General features: G+C 67.8%; 25 protein-coding genes and 1 tRNA gene. 10 read left to right on the top strand and 16 right to left on the bottom strand.

Features of this window, described 5'->3' with window-relative positions; translation table 11 throughout:
• Positions 1 to 30: 30 nt before the first annotated feature.
• The 3 genes from ACTS1X_RS11115 (at position 31) to ACTS1X_RS11105 (ending at position 2,156) form a co-directional block, all read left to right on the top strand.
• Positions 31 to 1,044: a bile acid:sodium symporter family protein gene (locus tag ACTS1X_RS11115; RefSeq protein WP_442614460.1), complete on the top strand. Its 1,014-nt coding sequence runs from the start codon at positions 31 to 33 to the stop codon at positions 1,042 to 1,044.
• Entirely contained in the window at positions 1,041 to 1,682 is a 642-nt protein-coding gene (locus ACTS1X_RS11110; protein WP_442614459.1) for a DUF938 domain-containing protein, read from the top strand. The genes ACTS1X_RS11115 and ACTS1X_RS11110 overlap by 4 nt, the downstream gene beginning before the upstream one ends.
• Positions 1,683 to 1,769: 87 nt before the next feature.
• Positions 1,770 to 2,156, top strand: coding sequence for a PilZ domain-containing protein (locus ACTS1X_RS11105; protein ID WP_442614458.1), 387 nt, complete (start codon positions 1,770 to 1,772; stop codon positions 2,154 to 2,156).
• A gap of 39 nt (positions 2,157 to 2,195) precedes the next feature.
• On the opposite strand, the gene ACTS1X_RS11100 is transcribed toward ACTS1X_RS11105, so the two are convergent.
• From ACTS1X_RS11100 to ACTS1X_RS11090, 3 genes are all read right to left on the bottom strand, one after another.
• A tRNA-Lys gene (locus ACTS1X_RS11100) sits at positions 2,196 to 2,271 on the bottom strand.
• Between the two features lie 16 nt (positions 2,272 to 2,287).
• Positions 2,288 to 2,791, bottom strand: coding sequence for a 2-amino-4-hydroxy-6-hydroxymethyldihydropteridine diphosphokinase (gene folK, locus ACTS1X_RS11095; protein WP_442614457.1), 504 nt, complete (start codon positions 2,789 to 2,791; stop codon positions 2,288 to 2,290).
• Positions 2,792 to 2,866: 75 nt separating this feature from the next.
• Positions 2,867 to 3,988, bottom strand: a complete 1,122-nt coding sequence (locus tag ACTS1X_RS11090) for a dipeptidase (protein WP_442614456.1) — start codon at positions 3,986 to 3,988, stop codon at positions 2,867 to 2,869.
• 68 nt (positions 3,989 to 4,056) lie between these two features.
• Here ACTS1X_RS11090 and ACTS1X_RS11085 point away from each other — a divergent pair, with 68 nt between their 5' ends.
• Both ACTS1X_RS11085 and ACTS1X_RS11080 read left to right on the top strand, forming a co-directional pair.
• Positions 4,057 to 4,560: a MarR family winged helix-turn-helix transcriptional regulator gene (locus ACTS1X_RS11085; RefSeq protein WP_442614455.1), complete on the top strand. Its 504-nt coding sequence runs from the start codon at positions 4,057 to 4,059 to the stop codon at positions 4,558 to 4,560.
• Positions 4,553 to 5,227, top strand: coding sequence for a uracil-DNA glycosylase (locus tag ACTS1X_RS11080; RefSeq protein ID WP_442614454.1), 675 nt, complete (start codon positions 4,553 to 4,555; stop codon positions 5,225 to 5,227). Before ACTS1X_RS11085 ends, ACTS1X_RS11080 begins: the two co-directional genes overlap by 8 nt.
• Positions 5,228 to 5,334: 107 nt before the next feature.
• Here ACTS1X_RS11080 and ACTS1X_RS11075 read toward each other — a convergent pair whose 3' ends face one another.
• From ACTS1X_RS11075 to ACTS1X_RS11060, 4 genes are all read right to left on the bottom strand, one after another.
• Positions 5,335 to 6,276: a class I SAM-dependent methyltransferase gene (locus ACTS1X_RS11075; protein ID WP_442614453.1), complete on the bottom strand. Its 942-nt coding sequence runs from the start codon at positions 6,274 to 6,276 to the stop codon at positions 5,335 to 5,337.
• Positions 6,277 to 6,301: 25 nt separating this feature from the next.
• Positions 6,302 to 7,954, bottom strand: a complete 1,653-nt coding sequence (locus ACTS1X_RS11070; protein WP_442614480.1) for a M28 family metallopeptidase — start codon at positions 7,952 to 7,954, stop codon at positions 6,302 to 6,304.
• Positions 7,955 to 8,108: 154 nt separating this feature from the next.
• Positions 8,109 to 8,930: a universal stress protein gene (locus tag ACTS1X_RS11065; protein WP_442614452.1), complete on the bottom strand. Its 822-nt coding sequence runs from the start codon at positions 8,928 to 8,930 to the stop codon at positions 8,109 to 8,111.
• A 199-nt stretch (positions 8,931 to 9,129) separates the two neighbouring features.
• Positions 9,130 to 9,522 (bottom strand): YbaN family protein, encoded by a 393-nt coding sequence (locus ACTS1X_RS11060; RefSeq protein ID WP_442614451.1) that lies wholly within the window; start codon positions 9,520 to 9,522, stop codon positions 9,130 to 9,132.
• A 125-nt stretch (positions 9,523 to 9,647) separates the two neighbouring features.
• Between ACTS1X_RS11060 and ACTS1X_RS11055 the strand changes: the two genes are divergently transcribed.
• A complete protein-coding gene (locus ACTS1X_RS11055) occupies positions 9,648 to 11,636 on the top strand; it encodes an alpha/beta hydrolase family protein (protein ID WP_442614450.1) in 1,989 nt (662 codons plus the stop codon).
• Positions 11,637 to 11,647: 11 nt separating this feature from the next.
• The gene (locus ACTS1X_RS11050; protein ID WP_442614479.1) at positions 11,648 to 12,094 is read left to right on the top strand and encodes a YaiI/YqxD family protein; all 447 of its coding nucleotides are present in this window, start codon (positions 11,648 to 11,650) and stop codon (positions 12,092 to 12,094) included.
• 10 nt (positions 12,095 to 12,104) lie between these two features.
• On the opposite strand, the gene ACTS1X_RS11045 is transcribed toward ACTS1X_RS11050, so the two are convergent.
• The 8 genes from ACTS1X_RS11045 to ACTS1X_RS11010 all read right to left on the bottom strand — a co-directional run bounded on the left by ACTS1X_RS11045 (position 12,105) and on the right by ACTS1X_RS11010 (position 20,048).
• Positions 12,105 to 14,246 carry a penicillin acylase family protein gene (locus ACTS1X_RS11045; protein WP_442614449.1) on the bottom strand — a complete coding sequence of 714 codons (2,142 nt, stop codon included), beginning with the start codon at positions 14,244 to 14,246 and terminating at the stop codon, positions 12,105 to 12,107.
• 75 nt (positions 14,247 to 14,321) lie between these two features.
• The gene (locus tag ACTS1X_RS11040; RefSeq protein ID WP_442614448.1) at positions 14,322 to 15,206 is read right to left on the bottom strand and encodes a fatty acid desaturase; all 885 of its coding nucleotides are present in this window, start codon (positions 15,204 to 15,206) and stop codon (positions 14,322 to 14,324) included.
• Entirely contained in the window at positions 15,194 to 15,403 is a 210-nt protein-coding gene (locus ACTS1X_RS11035) for a hypothetical protein (RefSeq protein WP_442614447.1), read from the bottom strand. The genes ACTS1X_RS11040 and ACTS1X_RS11035 overlap by 13 nt, the downstream gene beginning before the upstream one ends.
• A gap of 100 nt (positions 15,404 to 15,503) precedes the next feature.
• Positions 15,504 to 16,328 (bottom strand): thioesterase family protein, encoded by an 825-nt coding sequence (locus ACTS1X_RS11030; RefSeq protein WP_442614446.1) that lies wholly within the window; start codon positions 16,326 to 16,328, stop codon positions 15,504 to 15,506.
• 155 nt (positions 16,329 to 16,483) lie between these two features.
• Positions 16,484 to 17,098, bottom strand: a complete 615-nt coding sequence (gene rpsD / locus ACTS1X_RS11025; protein WP_442614445.1) for a 30S ribosomal protein S4 — start codon at positions 17,096 to 17,098, stop codon at positions 16,484 to 16,486.
• Positions 17,099 to 17,277: 179 nt separating this feature from the next.
• Positions 17,278 to 18,093 carry a universal stress protein gene (locus ACTS1X_RS11020; protein ID WP_442614444.1) on the bottom strand — a complete coding sequence of 272 codons (816 nt, stop codon included), beginning with the start codon at positions 18,091 to 18,093 and terminating at the stop codon, positions 17,278 to 17,280.
• Positions 18,090 to 19,814, bottom strand: coding sequence for a cation:proton antiporter domain-containing protein (locus ACTS1X_RS11015; RefSeq protein WP_442614443.1), 1,725 nt, complete (start codon positions 19,812 to 19,814; stop codon positions 18,090 to 18,092). The genes ACTS1X_RS11020 and ACTS1X_RS11015 overlap by 4 nt, the downstream gene beginning before the upstream one ends.
• Before the next feature lie 21 nt (positions 19,815 to 19,835).
• Positions 19,836 to 20,048 (bottom strand): helix-turn-helix domain-containing protein, encoded by a 213-nt coding sequence (locus tag ACTS1X_RS11010; protein WP_442614442.1) that lies wholly within the window; start codon positions 20,046 to 20,048, stop codon positions 19,836 to 19,838.
• Between the two features lie 101 nt (positions 20,049 to 20,149).
• Here ACTS1X_RS11010 and ACTS1X_RS11005 point away from each other — a divergent pair, with 101 nt between their 5' ends.
• A complete protein-coding gene (locus ACTS1X_RS11005; protein WP_442614441.1) occupies positions 20,150 to 20,707 on the top strand; it encodes a pseudouridine synthase in 558 nt (185 codons plus the stop codon).
• Entirely contained in the window at positions 20,677 to 21,879 is a 1,203-nt protein-coding gene (locus ACTS1X_RS11000; RefSeq protein ID WP_442614440.1) for an NAD(P)/FAD-dependent oxidoreductase, read from the top strand. Before ACTS1X_RS11005 ends, ACTS1X_RS11000 begins: the two co-directional genes overlap by 31 nt.
• An 18-nt stretch (positions 21,880 to 21,897) precedes the next feature.
• Here the strand turns inward: ACTS1X_RS11000 and ACTS1X_RS10995 are convergent, their stop codons facing one another.
• A complete protein-coding gene (locus tag ACTS1X_RS10995; protein WP_442614439.1) occupies positions 21,898 to 23,061 on the bottom strand; it encodes a JmjC domain-containing protein in 1,164 nt (387 codons plus the stop codon).
• 90 nt (positions 23,062 to 23,151) lie between these two features.
• Here ACTS1X_RS10995 and ACTS1X_RS10990 point away from each other — a divergent pair, with 90 nt between their 5' ends.
• Positions 23,152 to 23,478 carry a chorismate mutase gene (locus tag ACTS1X_RS10990; protein ID WP_442614438.1) on the top strand — a complete coding sequence of 109 codons (327 nt, stop codon included), beginning with the start codon at positions 23,152 to 23,154 and terminating at the stop codon, positions 23,476 to 23,478.

Raw genomic sequence — 23,478 nt, 5'->3', positions numbered from 1 at the left:
CCCGATGCCCATAGCCGGCCCCCGACCTGCGTGATCCAGCGCCTGACCAGCCTCTTCGCGCTCTGGACCGTGCTCGGCACCGCCTGGGCCTGGTTCATTCCCGATCATTTCCTCTGGGTGGTGGACGGCCGGTTCCGCCCGTTCGGCCAGCCGCTGATCAGCGTGCTGCTCGGCGTGATCATGCTCGGCATGGGGCTGACGCTGTCGCTCGACGATTTCAGGCGGATCGCGCGGATCCCGAAATGCGTCGCGGCCGGGGTGGCGCTGCAATTTACCGTCATGCCCTTGGCGGGAATCGGGATCGCCACGGGGTTCGCGCTCGAAACCGGGCTGGCGGTCGGGCTGATCCTGGTATCCTGCTGCCCCGGCGGCACGGCGTCCAACGTCGTCGCCTATCTCGCGCGGGCGAACCTGGCGCTGTCGGTCACGATGACCATGGCCTCGACCCTGGTCGCGGTGGTCGCGACGCCGGTGCTGACCGGCTGGCTCGCGGGCAAATATGTCGAGATCGACCAGTGGAACCTGTTCGTGAACATGGTCTCGATCGTCCTCGTGCCGGTGATCGCCGGAGTCATGCTCAACCGCTATTTCCCGAACGCGACGGCCCGGATCGCGATCGTTTCGCCGCTCGCCTCGGTGCTCGTCGTCGTGCTGATCGTCGGCGGGATCATCGCGGCGTCGAAGCCGCTGATCGAGACCCATTTCGGCGTGCTGCTGCTCGCGGTGCTGCTGCTCCACCTCTTCGGGTTCGGGCTCGGCTATCTGATAACGCGCCTGCTCGGTTTCGGGGAGACCGAGCGCCGGACGATCAGCATCGAGGTCGGCATGCAGAATAGCGGGCTGGGCTCTAGCCTCGCCTCCACGCAGGGCTTCGCCGCCCAATTCTCGACGCCGATGCAGGCGGCGCTGGCGCCGGTGCCGAGCGCGATATCGGCCGTATACCATGTCGTGATCGGCAGCTTTCTGGCAGGGATCTGGCGCCGCCGGGCGGTCGCGCCGGATGCCGCTCCGACGGCGGCGGCGGGCGATCCGAGGCCGGTATGAGCGGCGACGCCGATCCGGCCGCCAAGCGGCATGCCCCGGCAACCGTGCGCAACCGAGACGCGATCGCCGAGGTCCTGCGCGGCCTGTTGCCCGAAACCGGCCGGGTGCTCGAAATCGCCAGCGGATCGGGCGAACATGTCGTTCACTTCGCGGCGCTGTTCCCGGCGCTCGAATGGCTGCCCAGCGATCCCGATCCCGCCTCCCGCGCGTCGATCGCCGCCTGGACTTCCGGGGCGGGCCTTTCCAACATCGCGCCGCCGCTCGATCTCGACGCGGCGGCGAAGGTCTGGCCGATCGGGTCCGCCGATGCGATCCTGTGCATCAACATGATCCATATCAGCCCTTGGGCGGCGACCGAGGGGCTGCTGGCCGGCGCGGGAAGGGCGCTCGACCCCGGCGCGCCGCTGTATCTTTACGGGCCTTTTCGTAGGGCGGACCGTCCGACGGCGCCGAGTAACGAAGCGTTCGATCTCTCGCTGAAAGCCCGGAATCCGACCTGGGGCCTGCGCGATATCGCCGATGTCGAAAAAAGCGCCGAACGCCAGGGCCTTATGCTCGAAGATATCATCGACATGCCGGCCAATAATGTTTCCGTGGTCCTGCGCCGCCACAACGATATCCGCGTGCCGGGACGTTAAGCATCGGAATTTCCGTTTCTTTTACCCTCTTCTGCTAGGCCGGTCCTCACCTGAAATCGCCATAGCCAGCCACGATAGGGATTGGACATGACATGCGACTATCAGGGGGGGACAACCGAGCGGGCGAAGCGCACGGCTTTGCTGACGAAAACCGCGCTGCGCGAGGATGGCGGCGCGGCCGGTGACGCGCGTGTCCGCAACCTTTCGGAAAAGGGATTGGGCGGCGTCACCGATATCCCGCTATCGCCGGGACACACGATGACGATCATGCTCAAAGGCATCGGCCAGGTGCACGGCCGCGTCGCCTGGGTCGACGACAAGTCGTTCGGGATGGAATTCGACGAGCCGATCGACCTCGACAAGCTGGAAATGTCCGGATCGGGACCTGCGGCGGAACCCGTGAAGTTCAACGTGGCCCAGCGCTTCAAGCCGGTCGAAGACTATAAACGGCCCGGTTTCACGCACCGCAGATAGGGCGCCGCCGCCCCGACAAATCCGACATGCCGAAAAAGGTGGTGAGCCCTGCTGGGTTCGAACCAGCGACCTACTGATTAAAAGTCAGTTGCTCTACCAACTGAGCTAAGGGCCCGACCACCGCGTGCGACCTAGGGATGGTTCGGCCCGCGGTCAACCGGGATATTGCGGCGCAGATGGTGATTCAGCTGGCGGATCGTGAGGCCCGAAACCGGGTGCCGCCAGCCGGGGGCGATCTCGGCGAGCGGGCCGAGCACGAAATCGCGTTCCGCAAGCGCCGGGTGCGGCAGGGTCAGCCCGTCTCCGGACCAGCATCCGCCCGACCAGAGCAGCAGGTCGAGGTCGAGGATCCGGTCGCCCCAGCGCCGTCCGGACCGTCTCCCGAACGCGGCTTCGATTTCCTTGCACATCGCGAGCAGGTCCGGCGGCGGCAGGTCCGTCCGCGCGAGGATCGCGGCATTGGCGTACCGGCGCGCGCCCGGGCCGAGCGGCCGTGTCGTCACGATCGCGGAGCGTCGGACTATCTCCAGCCCGCGCGCGGCAAGGGTATCGACGGCGCGCTCCAGGGTGCGGCGCGGCGGCCCGCCGCGATACCGGTTCGATCCGAGGCCGATGAGGAAGCGCGCGCGCGTCATGGCAGCGCCTTAGGTCAGCGATCGCGCCCGGGCCAGCGCAAAGGCGCCGTCGCGTGAGGGCCGCAGCCGTGCGGGCTAGCGCCAGGTTTCGGCGAACAGCCTGAAGAAGTTGCCGCCCAGGATCTTCTCGATCGCCGCTTCCCCATGGCCGCGGGCCAGCAGTTCCGCCGCGATCGTCCGCATGCGGTGCGGGCCGTTCAGCCCTTCGACGAACGGCGGCGGTCCTTCGCCGGGCGCGTTCACCCCCGCCGCGCGCCGCGCCTCGATGCTGCGATTCCAGTCGGCGATACTGTCCGGCCCGGTATCGAATTCCAGCATCAGCGAGTCGCTGCCGATCCCGACATGGTCGACGCCGCAGATGTCGATCGCATGGACGAGATGGCGCATGTAATCGGCCAGGGTCTGCTGTTCCATGCCGGGCGTCAGATAGGCCAGTTCGTACAGTCCGAAAACGCCGCCATTGTCGGCTATCGCGCGCAACGCCGCATCGGAACGGTTGCGCAGATGGGGGTGGATGGCGGCGCAGCCGCCATGCGAGATCATGACCGGACGGCTCGATTGTCCGATGATGTCGAACGTCGACCGGTCGTTCGAATGGCTGGCGTCGATCGCGATGCCGGCCGCGTTCATCGTGGTGACCGCCCGGCGCCCGAGTTCGGTCAATCCGGCCTCGGGATCGTCGACCATGACGCCGGCGGCGAAGGGCGAACGGCCATTGTAGGAGAGCTGCATCGATCGGACGCCGAGATCGCCGAAATAGGAGATGCGTTCGACCGAACCGTCGAACATCGTCGCGGCCTCGAAGGCGAAGATGATCCCGATCCGTCCGGTCCGCTTGGCGTCCGCGATATCGGCGACCGTCCGGACCAGCAGGTACCGGTCGGCGTGATCGGCGATGGCGTTGGCGATCGCGCCGATATGGTCGATAGCGGTACCGAAATCGCCCGCGGCGCCGGCCAGGCTGTATTTGACCGCCGTCAACCCGGTGGCCGAAAGGTCCGCGGCGAAGGCCATGTCGTTGGCCGGATCCTCGGAAAAGGGCGGCAGCATGTTGCCGTTGATGACGACGGCCCGGCGCATGATGCGATCGACCGGCGTTTCCGTCGGCGCCAGCGCGCGCAGGGGCGCGGCGGCCGCGGCGCCGATCGCGGCGGCGCTCGTCAGGCAGAAGGTGCGGCGGTCGGGTCGTATGGTCATGGGCAGGCTCCTTTAGCGTAGGCAACTACGTAGGTGACTACGTAATTGTCAATGGCTATGGCGATGAGATGGGACGGTCCGACTATGTACGCGATTCCGGGGGACGGGCGCTGGGCGCGCGGCTGCGCCGCCTGTCGGAAACGATCGATCGCGATGCGGCGCGTTGCTACGATTTCTTCGGGGTTGCGTTCGAACAGCGCTGGTTCGGCGTCCTCAACCAGTTGCGCCTCAACGGGCCGATGGCGGTCGGCGACATCGCGGCGGCCCTCGACATCACCCATGTTTCCGTTAGCCAGACGCGCAAATCCCTTACCGGCGCGGGGCTGGTGTCCACCCGCGCCGATCCGGACGATGCGCGCCGCAATCTGCTGGATCTGACGGCGAAGGGCCGGGCGCTGGTGGCGACGCTCGATCCGCTGTGGCGGGCGCTCTCGGATGCCTCGGCGGAGCTCGATCTCGAGGCAGGCGCGGTCGCGGAGGCACTCGACCGGCTCGACGATGCGCTGGCCCGGCGTTCGCTGTTCGACCGGGTGGTCGGCCGACTCGACGATCCAGGGCGTGCCGATGGATGATTTTGGCGCGGGGCCGCCGCCCGATTGTGCGCTCTGCCCGCGGCTGGCCCGGTTTCGCGCCGAGCAGCGACGGGCGCATCCCGACTGGTTCAACGCGCCGGTGCCCTCGTTCGGCGATCCGGAGGCCTGGCTCGCCGTGGTCGGACTCGCCCCGGGGCTGACCGGGGCCAACCGGACCGGCCGGCCGTTCACCGGCGATCATGCCGGCGGGCTGCTGTACGAGACGCTCGGCAAGGTCGGGATGACCGCCGGGGCCTATGCGGGCGATATCGGCGACGGGCTGAGGCTCAACGGCGCGATCATCCTCAACGCGGTGCGCTGCGTGCCGCCGCAGAACAAGCCGGTCGCCGCCGAGATCAACGCGTGCCGGCGCTTCCTGGCGCCCGAACTGGATGCGCTGCCCAGGCTCACGACGATCGTCGCGCTGGGGACGATCGCGCACGCCTCGATCCTGCGTGCCCATGGCGAAACGCCCGGGCGGTACCGGTTCGGCCATGGCGCCGAGCACCGGCTGCCGGGCGGGCGGCTGCTGATCGATAGCTATCACTGTTCGCGCTACAACCAGAATACCGGCCGGCTGACCGACGCGATGTTCGAAGCGGTGTTCGCGCGGGCGGTCGAATTGCGGGGATTGAAAAGCGTTTCGCGTCATTGCGAGGAGTCGTAAGGCGACGCGGCAATCCAGAGCGTGGCGCGTTCGGCTCCGGATTGCTTCGCTGTGCTCGCAATGACGAATTTCGGTGCGGCTATTTCCGTCAGGAAAATTCTGAAAAACTACCGCGCCTTGCGGAACAGCAGCGTCATCCGGTCGCTTTCGCCGATCGCGACATAGCGGTCGCGATTCTCGTCGCCGAGCGTCAGGATGGGCGGCAGCGTCCAGACGCCGCGGTCCCAGTTCGCCGGGTCGTTCGGGTTGGCGTTGATCTCGGAAGTCGAGACCAGCTCGAATCCGTTGAGTTCGAACAGCTTGATCACGTCCGACTGTTTCAGATAGCCGCGCGAGCCGTTCGAGCGCTCCCAGGTCTCGGTTTCCGGCGCGCGGTGCTGGACGACGCCGACCAGGCCGTCGTCCGCCAGCATGGCGCGCAGCCGCCGCAGCTCGCTGTCGGCGATATTGCCGTTGCGCAGGCCGTGCAGCGAACGGAAGATCAGGATGCGGTCGACGGTGCCCGCCACGCTTTCCGGCGCTTCATCGCTCTCGAACGCGGTGACCGAAGCGGCCGGGACGCCCGTCCACTCCTCGACACTGGCGGCAAAACGCTGCGGCCAGCTGTCGATCCGGGCGCGCTGTTCGGCGTCGAGGGTTCGCGACGAGGAATCGGCGTTGACCGCGATATAGCGGCCCCGCGGCGCGATATACGGCGCCAGGACGCGCGTGTACCAGCCGCCGCCGGGGCCGAATTCGGCGACCGTCATGCCCGGCTCGACGCGGAAGAAATCGAGCGTTTCGGCGGGGTGGCGATAGCGGTCGCGCGCGCGGTCCTCGGCGCGGAAATCCGCTGCGAGTACGCTGTAGAGCGTGCCCGGCGCCGGCGCTTCGCCTGCCGTCCGATCGGTCTGGGCCGTCTGGGGCTGTTCGGCCGGGCCCAGAACGCGATCGAGCACGCGTTCGAGGATCGAGGGTTCGCGCGGCTCCTGCTGTTCCTGCGCCTGATAGGCGAGGGCGGGGGCGGCGATCGCGGTCGCGGCAATCAGCGTGGCTAGGGTGCGTTTCATCAGGTCTCTCCTAAAGAGCGGGGTGTCAGTCGGATGCGGGCCGCGAGGCGTCGCGGGCGGCCCGGAATTCGGCGTCGGGATTCCAGTTCGGCCAGTCGGTCGAATCGGCAAGCTCGCGGCCGATGGCGTAATAGAGCTCCAGGTCCATGATCGCGCCGGTCCAGTCCCAATTGGGGTCATATTCGTCCTTGGGCCCGTGATAGCGGTTGGCGCGATAGTCGCGCGCGGCGGCGGCGCCGGCTTCCGGACCGCCCTCGACCAGATCTTCGCCGCCTTCGGCGTAGAGCATCGGGACGCCGGGACGGGCGAGGGCGAAATGGTCGGAGCGGAAGAAATAGCCGGCCTCGGGGGTCGGCTCGGGCCGGACGACGCGGCCCTGTGCCGCGGCGGCGCGCGCCAGATACTCTTCGAGCTCGGACTTGCCGTAGCCGACGACGACGACATCGCGCGAGGCGCCGATGATGTTGAGCCCGTCCATGTTGATGCCGCCGGCGGTCTGGGCGAGCGGGAAGACCGGATTGGCGCCGTAATAGGTCGAGCCGAGCAGCCCGGACTCCTCGGCGGTCACCGCGAGGAAGACGAGCGAGCGTTCGGCGGGGCCGGCCGCGGCATGGGCCTCGGCCAGCGCGACGAGCCCGGCGGTGCCGGTCGCATTGTCGAGCGCGCCGTTGCAGATATCGTCGCCGTCGGGCGCCGGCGTGCAGCGGCCGAGATGGTCCCAGTGCGCGGTGTGGATCACATATTCGTCGGGCCGCGTGCTGCCCGGGAGGATCGCGATCACGTTGCGGCTGTTCTCGCGCCGGATCGTGTTATCGACGCTGGCGCTCGCGGTGATGCCGAGCGGCACGGCGGTGAAGCCCGGCTGCCGGGCGGCGGCGGTGAGCGCGTCGAGATCCTGCCCGGCGGCGGCCAGCATCGCGCGGCTCGCCTCGTTGGTCATCCAGCCCTCGATCGGCACGCGGTCCATATGGTCGTTCTCTGCGGCCATGTTGAGCTGCGGACCGGACCAGCTGCTCTCGACCACGTTCCAGCCATAGGAGGCGGGCTCGGTGTCGTGGACGATGATCGCGCCGGCTGCGCCCTGGCGCGCGGCTTCCTCGTACTTGTACGTCCAGCGGCCGTAATAGGTCATCGCCCGGCCGTCGAAGAGGCCCTCGTTGGTCGGGCTCTCGAAATCGGGATCGTTGACGAGGATGACCGCGATGCGGCCCGCCATGTCGATGCCCGCATAATCGTTCCAGCCGCGCTCGGGCGCGTTGATGCCGTAGCCGACGAACACGAGTTCGGCGTCCTCGACGGCAATTTCGGGTACGACGCGCGGCGTGCCGATCACCATGTGGCTGCCATAGGCGAGCGTCACCGTCTCGCCGTTTGCCGTGTAGGAGAGGGCAGCGGTCTCAGGGTTCGCGTTGATCTCGACCAGCGGCACTTCCTGGAACCAGCTGCCGTTGTTGCCCGGCTGCAGGCCCGCCGCGGCGAAACGCTCGGCGAGCAGGCTGACCGTCATCTCTTCGCCCGGCGTTCCCGGCGCCCGGCCCTCGAAGGCGTCCGAGGACATGGTCTCGGTCAGACCGCGCAGCGTCTCGAGCGAGATTTGCGGGGCAGCGGGCGCGACGGCGGGCTCGGCGGCCGCGCTTTGCGGCGCCTCGGCCATCGGCGCGCAGGCGCCGGCGAGCATCAGAAGGACAAGCGGCGGGATGTGGCGGAACGTCAAGACAATCTCCCCTGTATTGCGGCGCCGCGTTCCGGCGCTTCACATATCGTCAACTAACCGCGCGCCCGCGGGTTCCGCAACGAAAAAGCGAAATCGGCGTCGGTCCGCGCGAACCCGGCTATTTCTGCTTGCGCACCATCAGCACGTCGGACGGCGCCCCGGTCAGCATCGACTGGGCGTTGCTGCCGATCGTCGCCTGGGCGAAGCCGCTGCGGCCATGGGTGCCGAGCACCAGCAGGTCCGCGTCATGCTCGCGCAGCGCGCGGTAGATGACCTCCTCGATATGGCCATAGCCGATATGCGGATGGAGCCGGGCGCGCACTTCTTCCGAAAAGCCCGGATCGGCGAGGAATTTCTCCATATATTCCTCGGCTTCCTCGCGGACTTCCTTCTCGACCTCGTCCGATTTCAGCCAGCCGCTATAGGGGACCGCATAGGCGTGCACGAGATGGATTTCGGCCTCGGGAAACAGCGCCGCGGCGGCGTTGACCGCGCCCAGCGAATAGGCCGAGAAATCGGTGGCGGCGACCAGCGTCTTGTAGGGATGCAGCGGCCGCTTCTTGACGACGAGCACCGGCACCGGCGCCCGGCGGACGATATAGTCGACCGCGGTTCCGAGCGTGATGTCGCCCAGACTCGTATGGCGGGCGACCCCGGTAACGATCAGGTCGGCGCTCGTCTCCTCGGCGACCCGCGCGATCGTCTGCGGCGGCGAACCCTTCTCCACGATGATGTCCATGCCGGCCGCCTGTTCGGGCAGGTCGGCGCGGATCTTCTCCGATATGTCGGACGGGTCGGCATTCAACGCGGCGGCCTTCTTGTCGATGACGTGGAGCAGCTTGACGTCGCAATGCATCTCGTCGGCCAGCGATACGGCCCGGTCGAGCGGGCGATCGCCGCGCGCCGTCAGATCGGTTGCGAACAACAGTGTTGGAGGCATGTACAAGACCCTTGTTTTCCATTCCGACCTGCCGCGCGCAGGTCCAGCGCCCCTCGGTCCCCACGATATCAGCGCAGCGGGGCGGCGCAAGGCGGCCGGGCGGAAAAGCGCCTCGAAATCGGCGATTTTCGCGTGATTTCCCGCCCTTTATAGGATTCGTGTCTCGCCGCGATTTAGGCCGTCTATCGGAGCGGCCCCGCTAGGCCGTATCGCCACCGCCCGGGCCGTCGGGGCGGCTTGCGATGAACATGGCGACGACAGCCAGCACGCCGATCTGCACCGCCAGTATCCACGGCGCGATGCCCAGCGCGAGGCTGATCAGCGGCGTCGCCAGAATGACGGCCATCGCCGCGATCTTGGCGCGGCGGCTGATCGCGCCATGGTCGCGCCAGTTGGCGACGAGCGGGCCGAATTGCGGATGCGCCTCGAGCCAGGCGGCGAGCCGGGGCGACGACCGGGCGAAGGCGAAGGCGGCGACGAGCAGGAAGGGCGTCGTCGGTATCAGCGGCAGGACCGCGCCGAGAATGCCGAGCCCGAGCGCGCCAAGCCCGATCACGAGCCAGAAGAGACGGATGCCCAGGCGCTTGTCCACGCCGCCGCCTAGCATGTTCGGCGCGCCGGCGAGATCGGAAACTGCGGGCGGTGCCTTTTCCTCGCACGATCGAGCCGATATAGTCGCGGAAATACAGGGCTTTGGACTTTCAAACGGGGCATATCATGAAAAATCTTGTACTGGCGTCGGCCGGTTGGATCGCCTTGGGCATCGCCGCGCCCGCCGCCGCGCAGCAGCTCGACAACCCGGCCGAGGCCTTCGGCCAGCGGCCGGCGGTCAGCGCGATCGCGCTGTCGCCGAGCGGCAGCCGGGTGACCTATCTCGGCCCGGGACCGGGCGAGGAAACCCGCGCCTATGTCGCCGATGTGACGGGCGGCCGGTCGTCGATCGTGTCGGTCAGCGACGGCGACCCGATGGAGCTCGACTGGTGCCGCTTCGTCAACGAGGAGCGGCTGGTCTGTTCGGTCTCGGCCTTGATGCGCGCCGAACTCCAGATTTATCCGGTCAACCGCCTGTTCGCGATCGACGACGACAGTTCGGACGCCCGTTCGCTGGGCCAGCGGGACAACATCTTCCGGCGCAACCGGCAGTTCGAGGGCAGCATCGTCGACTGGCTGCCGGACGACGATGACCGGATCACGATGAGCCGCACCTATGTGCCCGAGCAAAATCGCGGGGCGACGCGGGTCGTCGACAATGCCGAAGGACTGGGGGTCGTCCTCATCGACACGCGCACCGGCCGCACGGAACGTATCGAACCGCCGGTGCGCCAGAATGTCCGCTTCCTGAGCGACGGCTACGGGACCGTTCGCATGAAGGCGACGATTTCGCGGCGGGGGGCCACCGGCATGGCGGGCGAGACGATCAACTATTATTACCGCACGGCCGACAGCGATGAATGGCGCGAGTTCGGATCGTACAACATGGTGGATGATACGGGCTTCTATCCGCTGGTCGTCGATCGCGCCCTGAACGCGGTGTACGGGCTGGAAAAGCATGACGGCCGCGATGCGCTGTTTCGCATCACGTTGAACGACACGCTCGATCGCGAACTGATTTATGCCCATCCCGAAGTCGATGTCAGCCGGCTCCTTCGATTGGGTCGCGCGCAGCGCGTGATCGGTGTCGGCTATTCGGAAGACGAAAACATCGTTGCCTATTTCGATCCCGAATATGAAGCGCTGCATGAGGCTCTGAGCAACGCGCTGCCGGGCAATCCGGAGATCATATTTCTCGATGCCAGTGACGACGAAAGCCGGCTGCTCGTTCGCGCGGTCGGTCCGACGAATCCGGGTCGCTACTACGTGTTCCACAAGGCGACCGGCGCGTTGAACGAGATACTGCTCGCCCGGCCCGCGCTGGAGGGCGTGACGCTCGCCGAGGTGCGTCCGGTTCGCTATCCGGCGGCCGACGGCACGATGATCCCCGGCTATCTGACATTGCCGCCGGGAAGCGATGGCGAAAACCTGCCGGCCATCGTCCTGCCGCATGGCGGTCCGGAATGGCGTACCTTTTTGAGCTTTGACTGGCTCGCGCAGTTCTTCGCGCATCAGGGCTATGCCGTGCTCCAGCCCAATTTCCGCGGCTCCTACGGGTATGGCGAAGACTGGCTTGTCGAAAACGGCTTTCAGAGTTGGGCGACCGCCATCGGCGACGTCAATGACGGCGCGCGCTGGCTGGTCTCCGAGGGCATAGCGAATGCCGATCAGCTGGCTGCGGTCGGCTGGTCCTATGGCGGTTACGCGGCGCTGCAATCCGGGGTGCTGGAGCCGGGCCTGTTCAAGGCGATCGTCGCGATCGCGCCCGTGACGGACCTGCCGGCGCTGCGCCAGGATGCCATGGCCTTTTTCGGCGGACGCAATATCGCCGAATATCTGGGCACCGGCCCGCATATTCTCGCCGGTTCCCCGGCGCGCCATGCCGATCGCATCAACGCTCCGGTTCTCCTTTTTCATGGCGATCAGGACATCAATGTCGATATCGGCCATGCGCGCCGGATGCACGATCGGTTGACCGACGTCGGCAGGCCCAGCGAACTGATCGTGTTCGAGGGTCTCAATCACTATCTGACCGATTCGGACGCCCGCACCCGGATGCTTGAGCGCAGCGACGCCTTTCTGCGCGCGGCGCTGGGGCTCGGGAATCCGTCTTGACCGGAGACGGGATCCGGATCCTCGTCGATGCCGATGCCTGTCCGGTGAAGGAGGAAATCTACAAGGTCGCCTTCCGGCATGATGCGCCCGTCACGATCGTCAGCAACAGCCATCTGCGCGTGCCCGACCACCCGCGGGTCGCGCGCGAGGTGGTGAGCGACGGTTTCGACGCGGCGGACGACTGGATCGCCGAGCGGGCAGGCGCCGGAACGATCGTGATCACCGCCGATATCCTGCTCGCCGACCGCTGCATCAAGGCGGGCGCCAGCGTCATTGCGCCCAACGGCAAGCCGTTCACCGCCAACTCGATCGGCGCCGCGGTCGCGACGCGCGCGATCATGGCCGATCTGCGCGCGGGCGGCGACGCGATCGGCGGGCCGCCGCCGTTTGCGAAGGCCGACCGTTCGCGATTCCTCTCGGCGCTCGACGAAACGCTGGTGCGGCTGACGCGCGGCTAGGAGTCCCGCGCTAGCGGGGGCAGGGGGCGCCGTCGGGCGTGCGTCCCGCTTCGCCGGGGCGGTAGCTGCAGACGATATTGGGCGCCAGTTCTTCCGCGTCGAACCAGCTGTCCTTCATCCGCATCGCGGCGAACAGCGGGGCCTGGTCGTCATAATGCGGCGAATCGGGCCGGGTGCTCGCCGCGCCGAACTGGTGGACGCTGCGCGAGCTGACCGTGCCGTCGCGGTGCCAGGTGATCTCCATGATGTAGCTGTCGCCGGCCGTGGCCGAATGCGCGCCGTCTTCCGGATCGCCCCAATAGATGGCGCGCAGCGCGTCCGGCCCGCCGCTGAGCGGCAGGTCCGCCGCGCCGCGCCGCAGCCGGACCACCTCGCCGAGCGGGACCTCGAGGCGGCCATGCTCGTCGATCAGGAAGGCGACGGCCCCGGCGAAGGTCTCGCGCGGATCGGGAAGCGGATCGCCGCGATAGGCCGCGAGCATGATGTGCCGCAGGACGAGCGCGGCGAGGCCGTCGGCCGGTCCCTCGCCGTCCAGCGTCCAGTCCCACCGCGCCAGCAGCTGCTGCGCGTCGGACAGGTCGCCCGGCTCGAAATTGAGCGCGGCGATCCGCCGGAAATAGGCGCCGGCCGCCGACCGGCGCGAATAGCCGGTATCGTATTTCACGCGGCGCAGCTCCGGCCAGCCGATCGGGCCCTCGATCGCGGCCATCAGCTCGTCGGCGCGCAGCATCCGGTTGGTCCGGTTGCTCTCGATGCCGAGCAGCGCGGAAAAACCGTCGCAATCGAGATTGTCGGCCGCGGCGGTGGCGATGCAGGGCGTGCTGTTGGCATCGAAGATATAGCCCGAAGCGGGGTCGACGAGGAACGGGATCGAGGCGAAGGGCGCATCGGCCGTCCACAGCGTGCGGCTGGTGTCGCCCGGCAGCACGCCGCGCCAGTCGAAGCCCTCCGCGCGGTCGGGGAAGCGCGCATTGTAGAGGCGGGCGATATGGCCTTCGCGATCGGCATAGATGAAGTTGGTGGCCGGGATCGCCTGCATCCGCATGACCTCCTGCCATTCCTCGAAACTCTCGGCCCGGGTCAGCCGGTAATATTGCTCGACCTGGCGGATCTCGCCGATCCCGGCATAGCGGATCGCGAAGGCGCCATTGTCGTTGATCATCACCGGCCCGTGGATCGAGCGGTGGACGGTCCGCGGGACCGGCACGACGAGCGGCCCCATCCGGACGTGGAGCCAGATCCGGCGGCTCTCCAGCGGCCGCCATTCGCCGTCGAAGCGATAGGCGTCGCCCGCTTCGTTGAGGGTGAGTTCGTAGACATCGACCAGGTCCGGGCGGTTTACCGTGTTGGTCCAGCTGATATGGCGGTTGTGGCCGAGCAGCGGCAGCGGCGCGATCGGGAACAGCCCGCCGATCATGTCGAGCCCCTCGGCGCTGGTGACATGCGCCTCGTACCAGGCGACCGGGCCGTTCCAGGGCTGGTGCGAATTGACGATGAGCTTGGTCGCGCCGTCCGGATCGCGCGACGGGGCGATGGCGAAGGCGTTGGAGCCGCGCTCGGTCGCCGGTTCGCCGTTGCGCGGCGGCTCCTCGCTCGCGGCGAGCGCGCCGAGCGTCCGGTCGATGCCGTAGAAGAAGGGCGAGGTGAAGGCGAAGCCGGTGGCGATATCCTCGCCGGTCACCGGAAACAGGCCGCGGATGCGCAACTCTTCGGGATGTTGCGACGCGTAGAGGTTGAGCCCGTCGGCATAGGCCTCGATCAGCGCCCGGGTTTCGGGCGACAGCGCGCGCCGATAGCCGGCGTCGACGTCGCTGCGCGCGTCGAACAGGTGCCAGACATAGTCCTGCGCCGCGCCCTCGGCGCCGGTAAGCTCGCCGAGGCGCCCGCGCGCGCTGGCGATCACTTCCTGCAAGGTTTCGAAATCGTCTTCGGCATGGGCATAGGCGAGGCCGAACGCGGCGTCGGCGTCGGTCTGCCCCAGCACATGCGGCACGCCCCAGCGGTCGCGCCGGATGACGACGTCATACTGGGCCTCGGGCGCGGCGACCTGCTCCTGCCGCGCATACCATTGGCTGTTGAGCGCCGCATTGATCGCGGCCGTCACGAACAGGAGCGTCGCGGCGACCCCCAAAATCTTCGCCAGTCTCTTCATGCAGCCTGTCCGTCCCCTCGTCCCGCGCCCGCCATCATCGGCGGACGGGCGCGCCAGATCAAGGGCGGGGCGGTGCTAGAGCGTGCCGAGATCGCAGCCGCGTGCCTCGAGGATCGGCCGCATCTCGCGATAGGCGGCCGGAGTGCGGGTCAGCGGGATCGTCGGGTGGAGATGGTGGACGATGTGATACTGCATCCCCATCGATCCGATATTGCCGAGCGCGCTGCGCCAGGCCCGCGTGTTGCGGTAGCGGCCGACCGCCCTGGCCGGGTGATGCGGCGCCCAGCTCAGGAAGAACTGGATATAGGCGGTGCCGATATGGCGCGGCAGCCACCAGAGCAGCAGCGCCTCGATGCCGTAACCGGCCCAGGCGAACCCGCAGAGCAGGGCGTAATAGGCGAGGTTGTAGAGCACGCCGTCCAGCGCGGCGTCCGGGCGGCCGATCCGCTCCAGCGCCTCGCGATAGCCGCGCAGCCCGCGATTGGAGCGCGGCTGGCGGTTTTTCAGGCTGACCCAGAGCATGTGGAAAGGCCCGTCGGCGCGCATGCTGTAATCGGGGTCGCGCTCGGGATGGTTGGTATGCTTGTGATGCTCGAGATGGGTGAGCTTGGCGGCGCGATAGGGCAGGACGAGCGGTATCGTCGAGAGATGCCCGACCAGTTCGTTGAGCCAGCGCCACTTGGTGCCGCGGCGGCCGATGATGTCGTGCTGCGCCTCGTGCGAGGGCAGGTAGCAGAGGATGACATTGGCGGTCGCGACCGGGAAGGCGGCCCAGAGCGGCAGGATGCCGAACAGGACCAGCGGCCAGAGCGCGAGCCAGACGGCGAAATTGCCGAGCCCCCAGGCGACGGCGAGCCAGGGCACGCCGCCCATATATTTGCGCGCGATCGCCTGTTCGCGCTGCATCAGTTGCCGGTTATGGGCGGTCGCGACCGACCGGAGTTCGCCTATGGCCGCCATGTCAGCCAGCTCCCGCGCCACTGTGCATACAGGCCCCATACGCCGCCCAGTGCGAAGCCTGCGGCCAGCGGCGCCATGCCGAGCGGCGGGGTCCAGCCCATAATCCCGATGATTTGTGCGGTTACCGGGGGAATGAACAACATCCCGAACAGCAGCGGCCCGAAATAGAATCCCGTCTTGATAATAGCGATCGCCATTGATCCTCTTCTGCCATTATTTCGAAATTCCCCGCGGAGAAGAGGTGAATAGTGGGAATTGCTAAATAACTGCCTAACAATGACAATTTGACAGGGTTTTTCAGCGGAAGAAGGCGGTCTGGCTGGTCAGCGCGATCAGGTCGCCCGACGGCGACCAGATCCGGGCATGCTGGTCGCTCATGCCCCGGCGGATGCGCGCGCTGTCGCTCTCGACGAGGACATGGTCGGTGCCGATCGCCGCCAGTTCCGCTTCGGTCGCGAACATCGCGAAGCTGTAGGACACGGTCGAGCTGAAGCGTGGCGCATCGGCCAGGAAGAAGGCGCGGGGCATCGGCACGTCGGATATCGAGACCAGCCCCTTGGTATCGAGCGGCCGGCCGTCGCCGTCGCGCATCCAGACCGCGCTGCGCGGCCTGTCCTGGACGGTGAAGGGCCGGCCGACCGCGATCCGCTGGTCATAATGGCCGAACCAGCGCGGGCCCATGCCGGGCGGGAAGGCGAGCCGCTCGGTCTCGGCCGCCGGCGTCACCTCGGGCATGTCCGGCTGGTAGGCGAGATCGGTCTCGCGCCGGTCGGACATCACGATATCGGCGCCGAACAGCAGCGGGCCGTCGGCCGCATCCTTGTGCAGCGTGACGCGGAAGAAGCCGGTGCGCGTGCGCTGGCTCAGCGTCTCCACGCGGACGAACACCGTCTCGCCGTCGATCCCCGCGACGAAGATCGCGTTGATGCTGGACAGCGCGGCGGCCGGATCGGCCTCCCGTCCGACCGCCTCCATCGCCAGCGCCAGCGCCCAGCCGCCAAAGGCGCTCTCCATGTTCCAGAAGACCTGGGTGACGGGGCGCGCATAGAGGCCGTCGCCATGGCTCGCGATTTCCGTTTCCGCGTCGAGCGCATAGCCCATTCCGATCTCCCCGTTTGCCATCGTCGGTTGCAATATGGGACTAATATCGGCCGGGCAATCGCCGAATGGGGATCTGCTGACAGGACGCTGGCAGCAAACAGGGTCGCCAACGAAAAAGGGCGGCCCGCGGGCCGCCCTTCTCGAATCGGGTCCTCCCCGAACCTTCGGTCCGAACCCTAACGCGAATAGAATTCGACGACGAGGTTGGGTTCCATCTTCACCGGATAGGGGACTTCGTCGAGCGTCGGGATGCGCGTGAAGACCACCTTGGCGGTGCCGTCGGGCACCACATATTCGGGAATGTCGCGCTCGTTGAGGCTCTGCGCCTCGAGCACCAGCGCCATGTCCTGGGCCTTCTGGCGCAGCATGATCTCGTCGCCCGGCTTGATGCGGCGCGAGGGGATGTTGCACTTGTCGCCATTGACGCGGACATGGCCGTGATTGACGAGCTGGCGCGCGGCGAAGATCGTCGGCGCGAACTTGGCGCGATAGACGATCATGTCGAGCCGCTGCTCGAGAATGCCGATCAGGTTCTGCGAGGTATCGCCCTTCATCTTGCTCGCCTCGGTATAGGCGCGCTTGAACTGCTTCTCGGTGATTTCGCCGTAATAGCCCTTGAGCTTCTGTTTGGCGCGCAGCTGCACGCCGAAGTCGGAAAGCTTGCCCTTGCGGCGCTGGCCGTGCTGGCCGGGGCCGTATTCGCGGCGGTTGACCGGGCTTTTCGGGCGACCCCAGATGTTTTCGCCCATCCGGCGGTCGAGTTTGTATTTGGCGCTGTTGCGCTTCGACATCAGTCGTCTCCAATTTGCTTGTTTCAGGTTCCCGGAACGCACCGCCGTACCGATCTGCACGACGCGGCCACCACTTCACCGGGGTGCGGGGCCAATTGCGAAGGCGCGCATGTGGCGGCTCGTCGCCGGAAAGTCAAGGGATTTGGGGCCGTGTTCGCGATGGTCCGGCGCCGGCGCGCTCAATGCCGGATGAAGATCGGCACGGGCGGGCGGCGCAGCATATGGCGCGTCACGCCGCCGAAGATCAGCTCGTTGAGCCGCGACCGGCTATAGCCGCCCATGACGATATAGTCCGCGCCGAGGCGCGCGGCTTCCCGGGTCAGCGTGTCGGCCGCGTCGGCGCCGCCGTCCGCGGCGATATGGTGCGCGCTCTCGATGCCGTGCGCGCGCAGATAGTCGATGGCCCGTTCCGGCGGGAAATCGCGGATATCGGCCGCCGCGGTCACGATATGGACGGCCGCGGCGCCGCGCAGCAGCGGCAGCGCCTCCCGCATCGCGAGCGCCGATTGCGCGCTGCCGTTCCAGGCGATCATCGCGGTGTCGAAGGCGGCGGGGCCGTCCGGGGCGATCAGCAGCGGCGTGGGGCTGCGCAGCAGCAGCGGTTCGGCGATCGGCTCGGACACCGCCGGGCCGCTGCCCTCCGTCATCGGGCTGACCAGGACGAGATCGGCGAGCGGCGCCTCGCCGACCAGCGCGTCCACGACGTTGCCGGGCCGGTCCTGCCAGTCCCACTCGACGCCGGCCTCGGCCAGCCGGGTTTCGACGGTGCGGCGCAGCCGCTTGCCCGCGCGCGCCTCCTCCTCGTCGAGCCGCGCCATGCCGCTCGCGCTGATCGCGCGTCCGGCGCCGGGAGGCGTCCGCGCATGGAGGCAGTGCAACGTGGCGCCGAACCGCCGCGCCAGCGCGATAGCGGCGCCGAGCCGCGCGTCCAGCCCGTGATCGGCGTGGACGGGCAGCAGGAGATGCCTGGGTCCCATCGGTTTCGCTTCCGTCATGTCTCGTCTCCGATAATCATCAGGCCGCGCCGCTCGTCGACGATCGTGCGCGCGGCGTCGTCCGGAAAGCCGATGCCGGTCAGTACCTGCTCGCACAGTTCGAGGCTCGCCTCGACCGTTTCGGGCACCGCGCTCGCCGCGCCCTGTTTCAGCAGCTGGCGCGCATGGCCGGCGTCGCGGGCGCGCGCCATGATCGGTACGTGCGGCCAGGCGCCGTGCACGGCCTTGATGACATGAGCGGCCGAACCCGGCTCGTCCATCGTCGTCGCGAACGCCGATGCCCGCTCGATGCCGAGATGCTCGAGCAGGTCGGGCCGGCTCGCATCGCCGAAAAAGACGCAGGCCCCCTCGGCGCGTTCGCGCGCGACGAGTTCGGGGTCGCTGTCGATCGCGACATAGGGAACGCGCTGCTCGTCGAGCAGCTGCGCGAGCATCTTGCCGACCCGGCCGAAGCCGCCGATGATGACCGGGTGCCCGTCCTCCATCGGTTTTTCTTCGGCGGCCGCCCCGGCGTTGCGCTCGCGGATCGTCCGGCCCAGGCGCCGCCCGGCCACGGCGAGCAGGGGGGTCAGGAACATGGTGACGATGACGACGAGCAGCACGAACTGCGCGATCTCCGGATCGAGCAGCGCGTAGGACAGCGCCGCCGCGATGACGACGAAGGCGAACTCGCCGCCCTGGCTCATCAGCACCGCGGTCTCGGCGGCGACGTCCCTGGGCAGGCGCCAGATCCGCGCCAGCGTGTAGATGATCGCGCCCTTCAGGATCAGCAGCCCGACGACCGACAGCAGCACCCAGCCGATATTGTCCCACACCGCGAGGATATCGAGGCTCATCCCGACCGAGATGAAGAACAGGCCGAGCAGCAGCCCCTTGAACGGTTCGATATCGCTGGCGATCTGGTGGCGATATTCGGTCCCGGCGAACAGCAGCCCGGCGAGGAAGGCGCCGAGCGCCATCGAGAGCCCGGCCTCGGCGGTCAACGCCGCGGTGGCGAGGACGAGCAGCACCACCGCCGCCATGAACACCTCGCGGCTGCCCGTGCCGCCGACGAAGCGCAGCAGCGGCCGCACGACGATCCTTCCGATCAGGAAGATCGCGCCGATGACGAGGGTCGCCTCGCCGATCGCCCAGCCCGCCGCGAGGGCGAGCGAGCCCTCGACCGTCGCGCCGGCGACGCCGACGAAGAAGAGGATGGGCACGACCGCCAGGTCCTGGAGCAGCAATATGCCGAAGCTCGAGCGACCGGCCGGCGCGCTGAGCCGGCGCGTTTCGGTTAGCAGCTGCATCACGAGCGCGGTCGAGGACAAGGCGAGGCAGAGGCCGAAGATCGTCGCCGCGACCAGCGAATTGCCGAACAGATAGGCGATGACGCCGATGACGATCGCGCTGACAGTGACCTGTGCGGCGCCGAGGCCGAAGACGAGCCGCCGCATCCCCCAGAGCTGCGCGACCGACAGTTCGAGCCCGATCGTGAAGAGCAGGAATATGACGCCGAGCTCGGCGACCCGGCTCACCCCTTCGATATTCGAAATGACGAGATATTCGAGGATCGGCGTGTCGCCGGCCAGCCGGCCCGCGCCATAGGGGCCGATGATCAGCCCGACGAACAGGAAGCCGAGTACCGGGCTGATCCCGCCGCGCCGGACGAGCGGAACGACGAGCCCGGCGGCGACGAGGAAGATTATGATTTCCCGAAGATACGGGATTTCAGGGTGCACTATCGGATCCTTGTATCGCCCTTATCGCGGTTGGCGATCTTTCGGGCCGGGTTGGGTCGCGCGGGCATTGAGAAAGGCTTCCAGGTCTTTTGCTACCACGCGGAATTCGCGGCTGAGCTTGATCGCGCGCAAGCCGCCGTCATGAATCCAGCCCCGCACGGTCGGCTCGCGCACCTTCAGCAGCGCGGCGATCTCCTGCGTGGTCAGTAACGGCCTGCTCAGCATCTCAACCATCCCCGATAGCGCCCAACCGCTACAGGGATATCTCAACCGCGTCAAAAGGCTTTGCGGAAGCGAAATAGGAATCCGCGCCGGAATCGTGCAGGGGGACGCGCATGGCGCGGCTGATCCTGTTCAACAAGCCCTTCGGGGTGCTCTCGCAATTCACCGACCGCGGGTCGCCGACCGCGCGTCCGACGCTGTCGGCCTTTATCGACTTGCCGGGCGTCTATCCGGCCGGGCGGCTGGATCGCGACAGCGAGGGGCTGCTGTTGCTGACCGATGACGGCAGGCTCCAGGCGCGGATCGCCGACCCGAAGTTCAAGATGGCGAAAACCTATCTCGTGCAAGTGGAAGGCGAACCCGATGATGCGGTGCTGGACGCGCTGCGGCGCGGGGTGGCGCTGAAGGACGGCCCGACCCGCCCGGCGGAGGTCGAGCGCATCGCCGATCCCGGTCTCTGGCCCCGCGATCCGCCGATCCGCGTCCGCCGCTCGATCCCCGACAGCTGGCTCAAGCTGACGATCCGCGAAGGGCGCAACCGGCAGGTGCGGCGGATGACCGCTGCGGTCGGCCATCCGACGCTGCGGCTCGTGCGCTGGGCGGTCGGGGACTGGACGGTCGCCGGGATCGCGCCGGGCGAATGGCGGGAATCGGCGGGCGCGCCACGATGACGCCGGGCTATGACGCGATCGTCCTCGGCGCGGGCGCCGCCGGGCTGTTCTGCGCGGCGCTCGCCGGCCAGCGCGGGCGGCGGGTGCTGCTGATCGAGCGGGCGGACGCGCCGGGCAAGAAGATCCTGATCTCGGGCGGCGGCCGCTGCAACTTCACCAATATCCACACCGCGCCCGACCGCTATCTGTCGGCCAATCCGCATTTCGCCAAATCGGCGCTCAGCCGCTACACGGCGCGGGATTTCATCGATCTCGTCGACCGCCATGGCATCGCCTGGCACGAAAAGACGCTCGGCCAGCTGTTCTGCGACGGGTCGGCGAAGCAGATCGTCGCCATGCTGCGCGACGAGGGCGCGAAGGGCGGCGTCGACCTCGCGCTCGGCCGGCAGATCGCCGATATCGCCCATGCGGACGGCCGGTTCCGGGTGACGCATGGCGGCCGCACGGACGCGGCGCCCGCGCTGGTCATCGCCACCGGCGGGCCGTCCATCCCCAAGATGGGCGCGACCGGCTTCGCCTATGACCTGGCGCGGCAATTCGGGCTGAAGGTCGTCGAACCGCGCCCGGCGCTGGTGCCGCTGACGCTGGGCGGCGAGGACGTGCTGTTCCGCGACCTTTCCGGCGTCGCCGCCGATGTCGTCGCGCGCTGCGGCAAGACGGAATTTCGCGAGGCGGCGCTGTTCACCCATCGCGGCCTGTCCGGCCCCGCGATCCTCCAGATATCCTCCTATTGGCGCCACGGAGACGAGATCGGGATCGATTTCCTGCCGGAGCGGGCGGGGGGATGGCTGCCCGCCGCCAAGCGCGCCCATCCGCGCGGCACGGTGCGGGCCCTGCTGCGCGATGCGCTGCCCGACCGGCTGGCGGCGACGCTGGCCGAGCGGCTGGGCGCGGACGGCGATCTCGACAACCTGCCGGACAGGGTTCTGTCCGCGGCGGAGCGGCAATTGGCCGACTGGCGCTTCCGGCCCAACGGCACCGAAGGGTTCGCCAAGGCCGAGGTCACGATCGGCGGCATCGCCACGGCCGGCCTGTCCTCGAAGACGATGGAGGCGAAAACCGTGCCGGGCCTCTACGCCATCGGCGAGGCGGTCGACGTCACCGGCTGGCTCGGCGGCTATAATTTCCAATGGGCCTGGGCCAGCGGATGGGCGGCGGCGCAGGCGCTCTGACGATCTCGCCGCAAGCGATCAATCGCCGGTCTCAAGCGCCACGCTGCCTCGATCGAGCAGCGTTTCGATCAATCCCGTCGCCATCTCCGATCCCGTCAGGCCCGCAGCATCCACAATCCGGTCTTCCGCACATAGCCGCTCGACAAACGCGCCGGTTTCGCCGCCGCACGCGAAACATTCCCCGTCGACGAACAGCAGCACGCCGCCCGCGTCCCGCCGCACAAAGGCGAATCGGCTCGCCGGATTGCGGACGAGCGTCCCGCCCGCCTCCAGCCGCCGGCGGATTTCCGCTGCGTCCACCGGCTCTTCCGGCCGCCAGTCGATATCGGGATATTTGGGCGCCGTGCTATATTCGCCGAACCAGCGGGCGAAGGCGTCGCGGTCGCCCATTTTCTCGGTCACCATCGCGTGCAGTTTTCCGATCGCTTCGGCCGAAATCTCGCCGGGATTGTCCTGCAGCCGGAGATCGGGATCCGCATAGCGGTCGTCGTCGTTCAGCGCGGCCAGCACATGATCGGTCCAGTGCGCGATCAGCTCGGATCGCGACGGCGCCCGAAAGCCGATCGAATAGGTCATGCAATTCTCGCCGACCGCCACCCCGTTATGCGCGATGCCCGGGGGAATGTAGAGAATGTCGCCCGGTTCCAGCAGCCATTCCTCGGCCGGTTCGAAGTCCGCGAGCAGCCGCAGGTCGTCGTGCGGGAGGAGCGCGCTGCTGTCGTCGCACATCGCGCCGATCTGCCAGCGCCGCCGGCCGAGGCCCTGGATCAGGAACACGTCATACTGGTCGAAATGCGGGCCGACCCCGCCGCCGTCCGCGGCGAGGCTCACCATGACATCGTCGATCCGCCAGTTGGGGACGAAGCGGAACGGCGCGACCAGCGCGGCCACCCCGGGCACATAATGGTCGACGGCCTGGACGAGCAGCGTCCATTGCTGCGGCGGCAGCGCGCCGAAGCGGTCTTCGGGGAAGGGGCCGTGCTCGGCCGCCCATCGTCCGCCGTCCGTATCCGCCGCATGGGCGACGAGCCGCGATTCCACCTCCTCCTCGCAGGCCAGCCCGGCCAATTCCTCCGGATCGATCGGGTTGCGCCAGTCCGGCCAGGGATTGCGGATCAGCAGCGGCGCCTTCTGCCAATGATCGCGCAGGAACGCCTCGGGGTCGAAATCCGTGAAGTGCATGGTTTCTCGCTAGGTTCGATATCGGTCTAGGCGAATCCGCGCCGCCGCGCCATCTCGACATTCGCGGCGCGCGGGTTAGAGACGCTGGGCATGAGCACAGCAAAATCCGTTGCCGGGACGGTCGATCCGGCGTCCTGCGAATCCATGGCCGAGGTGCGCGAGGGCGTCGATGCGGTCGACCGCGCGCTGGTCGAACTGATGGCGCGCCGTTTTCGCTATATGGAGGCCGCCGCGCGCATCAAGCCCAGCCGCGAAACGGTGCGCGACGAGGCGCGCAAGGCCGATGTGATCGCCCATGTGAAGGCCCATGCGGCCGAGCTCGGCGTCCCGGTCCCGCTCGCCGCGGCGCTCTGGGAGATGCTCGTCGAAAGCTCGATCGCCTATGAATTCGTGCGCTACGACGAGATGCGGGGCTAG

It is taken from the genome of Parasphingopyxis sp., from assembly GCF_052168275.1.
In the GTDB taxonomy this organism is placed as follows: domain Bacteria; phylum Pseudomonadota; class Alphaproteobacteria; order Sphingomonadales; family Sphingomonadaceae; genus Parasphingopyxis.
This window is presented reverse-complemented; position numbering and strand designations above follow the sequence as displayed.

What these genes read in the sequence shown, in the direction of transcription:
- ACTS1X_RS11110 (WP_442614459.1), top strand. Translation starts at nt 1,041, where the DNA reads ATGAGCGGCGACGCCGATCCGGCCGCCAAGCGGCATGCCCCGGCAACC.
- ACTS1X_RS11105 (WP_442614458.1), top strand. Translation starts at nt 1,770, where the DNA reads ATGACATGCGACTATCAGGGGGGGACAACCGAGCGGGCGAAGCGCACG.
- folK (WP_442614457.1), bottom strand. Translation starts at nt 2,791, where the DNA reads ATGACGCGCGCGCGCTTCCTCATCGGCCTCGGATCGAACCGGTATCGC.
- ACTS1X_RS11090 (WP_442614456.1), bottom strand. Translation starts at nt 3,988, where the DNA reads ATGACCATACGACCCGACCGCCGCACCTTCTGCCTGACGAGCGCCGCC.
- ACTS1X_RS11085 (WP_442614455.1), top strand. Translation starts at nt 4,057, where the DNA reads ATGGGACGGTCCGACTATGTACGCGATTCCGGGGGACGGGCGCTGGGC.
- ACTS1X_RS11080 (WP_442614454.1), top strand. Translation starts at nt 4,553, where the DNA reads ATGGATGATTTTGGCGCGGGGCCGCCGCCCGATTGTGCGCTCTGCCCG.
- ACTS1X_RS11075 (WP_442614453.1), bottom strand. Translation starts at nt 6,276, where the DNA reads ATGAAACGCACCCTAGCCACGCTGATTGCCGCGACCGCGATCGCCGCC.
- ACTS1X_RS11070 (WP_442614480.1), bottom strand. Translation starts at nt 7,954, where the DNA reads ATGCTCGCCGGCGCCTGCGCGCCGATGGCCGAGGCGCCGCAAAGCGCG.
- ACTS1X_RS11065 (WP_442614452.1), bottom strand. Translation starts at nt 8,930, where the DNA reads ATGCCTCCAACACTGTTGTTCGCAACCGATCTGACGGCGCGCGGCGAT.
- ACTS1X_RS11055 (WP_442614450.1), top strand. Translation starts at nt 9,648, where the DNA reads ATGAAAAATCTTGTACTGGCGTCGGCCGGTTGGATCGCCTTGGGCATC.
- ACTS1X_RS11045 (WP_442614449.1), bottom strand. Translation starts at nt 14,246, where the DNA reads ATGAAGAGACTGGCGAAGATTTTGGGGGTCGCCGCGACGCTCCTGTTC.
- ACTS1X_RS11040 (WP_442614448.1), bottom strand. Translation starts at nt 15,206, where the DNA reads ATGGCGGCCATAGGCGAACTCCGGTCGGTCGCGACCGCCCATAACCGG.
- ACTS1X_RS11035 (WP_442614447.1), bottom strand. Translation starts at nt 15,403, where the DNA reads ATGGCGATCGCTATTATCAAGACGGGATTCTATTTCGGGCCGCTGCTG.
- ACTS1X_RS11030 (WP_442614446.1), bottom strand. Translation starts at nt 16,328, where the DNA reads ATGGCAAACGGGGAGATCGGAATGGGCTATGCGCTCGACGCGGAAACG.
- rpsD (WP_442614445.1), bottom strand. Translation starts at nt 17,098, where the DNA reads ATGTCGAAGCGCAACAGCGCCAAATACAAACTCGACCGCCGGATGGGC.
- ACTS1X_RS11020 (WP_442614444.1), bottom strand. Translation starts at nt 18,093, where the DNA reads ATGACGGAAGCGAAACCGATGGGACCCAGGCATCTCCTGCTGCCCGTC.
- ACTS1X_RS11010 (WP_442614442.1), bottom strand. Translation starts at nt 20,048, where the DNA reads ATGGTTGAGATGCTGAGCAGGCCGTTACTGACCACGCAGGAGATCGCC.
- ACTS1X_RS11005 (WP_442614441.1), top strand. Translation starts at nt 20,150, where the DNA reads ATGGCGCGGCTGATCCTGTTCAACAAGCCCTTCGGGGTGCTCTCGCAA.
- ACTS1X_RS11000 (WP_442614440.1), top strand. Translation starts at nt 20,677, where the DNA reads ATGGCGGGAATCGGCGGGCGCGCCACGATGACGCCGGGCTATGACGCG.
- ACTS1X_RS10995 (WP_442614439.1), bottom strand. Translation starts at nt 23,061, where the DNA reads ATGCACTTCACGGATTTCGACCCCGAGGCGTTCCTGCGCGATCATTGG.
- ACTS1X_RS10990 (WP_442614438.1), top strand. Translation starts at nt 23,152, where the DNA reads ATGAGCACAGCAAAATCCGTTGCCGGGACGGTCGATCCGGCGTCCTGC.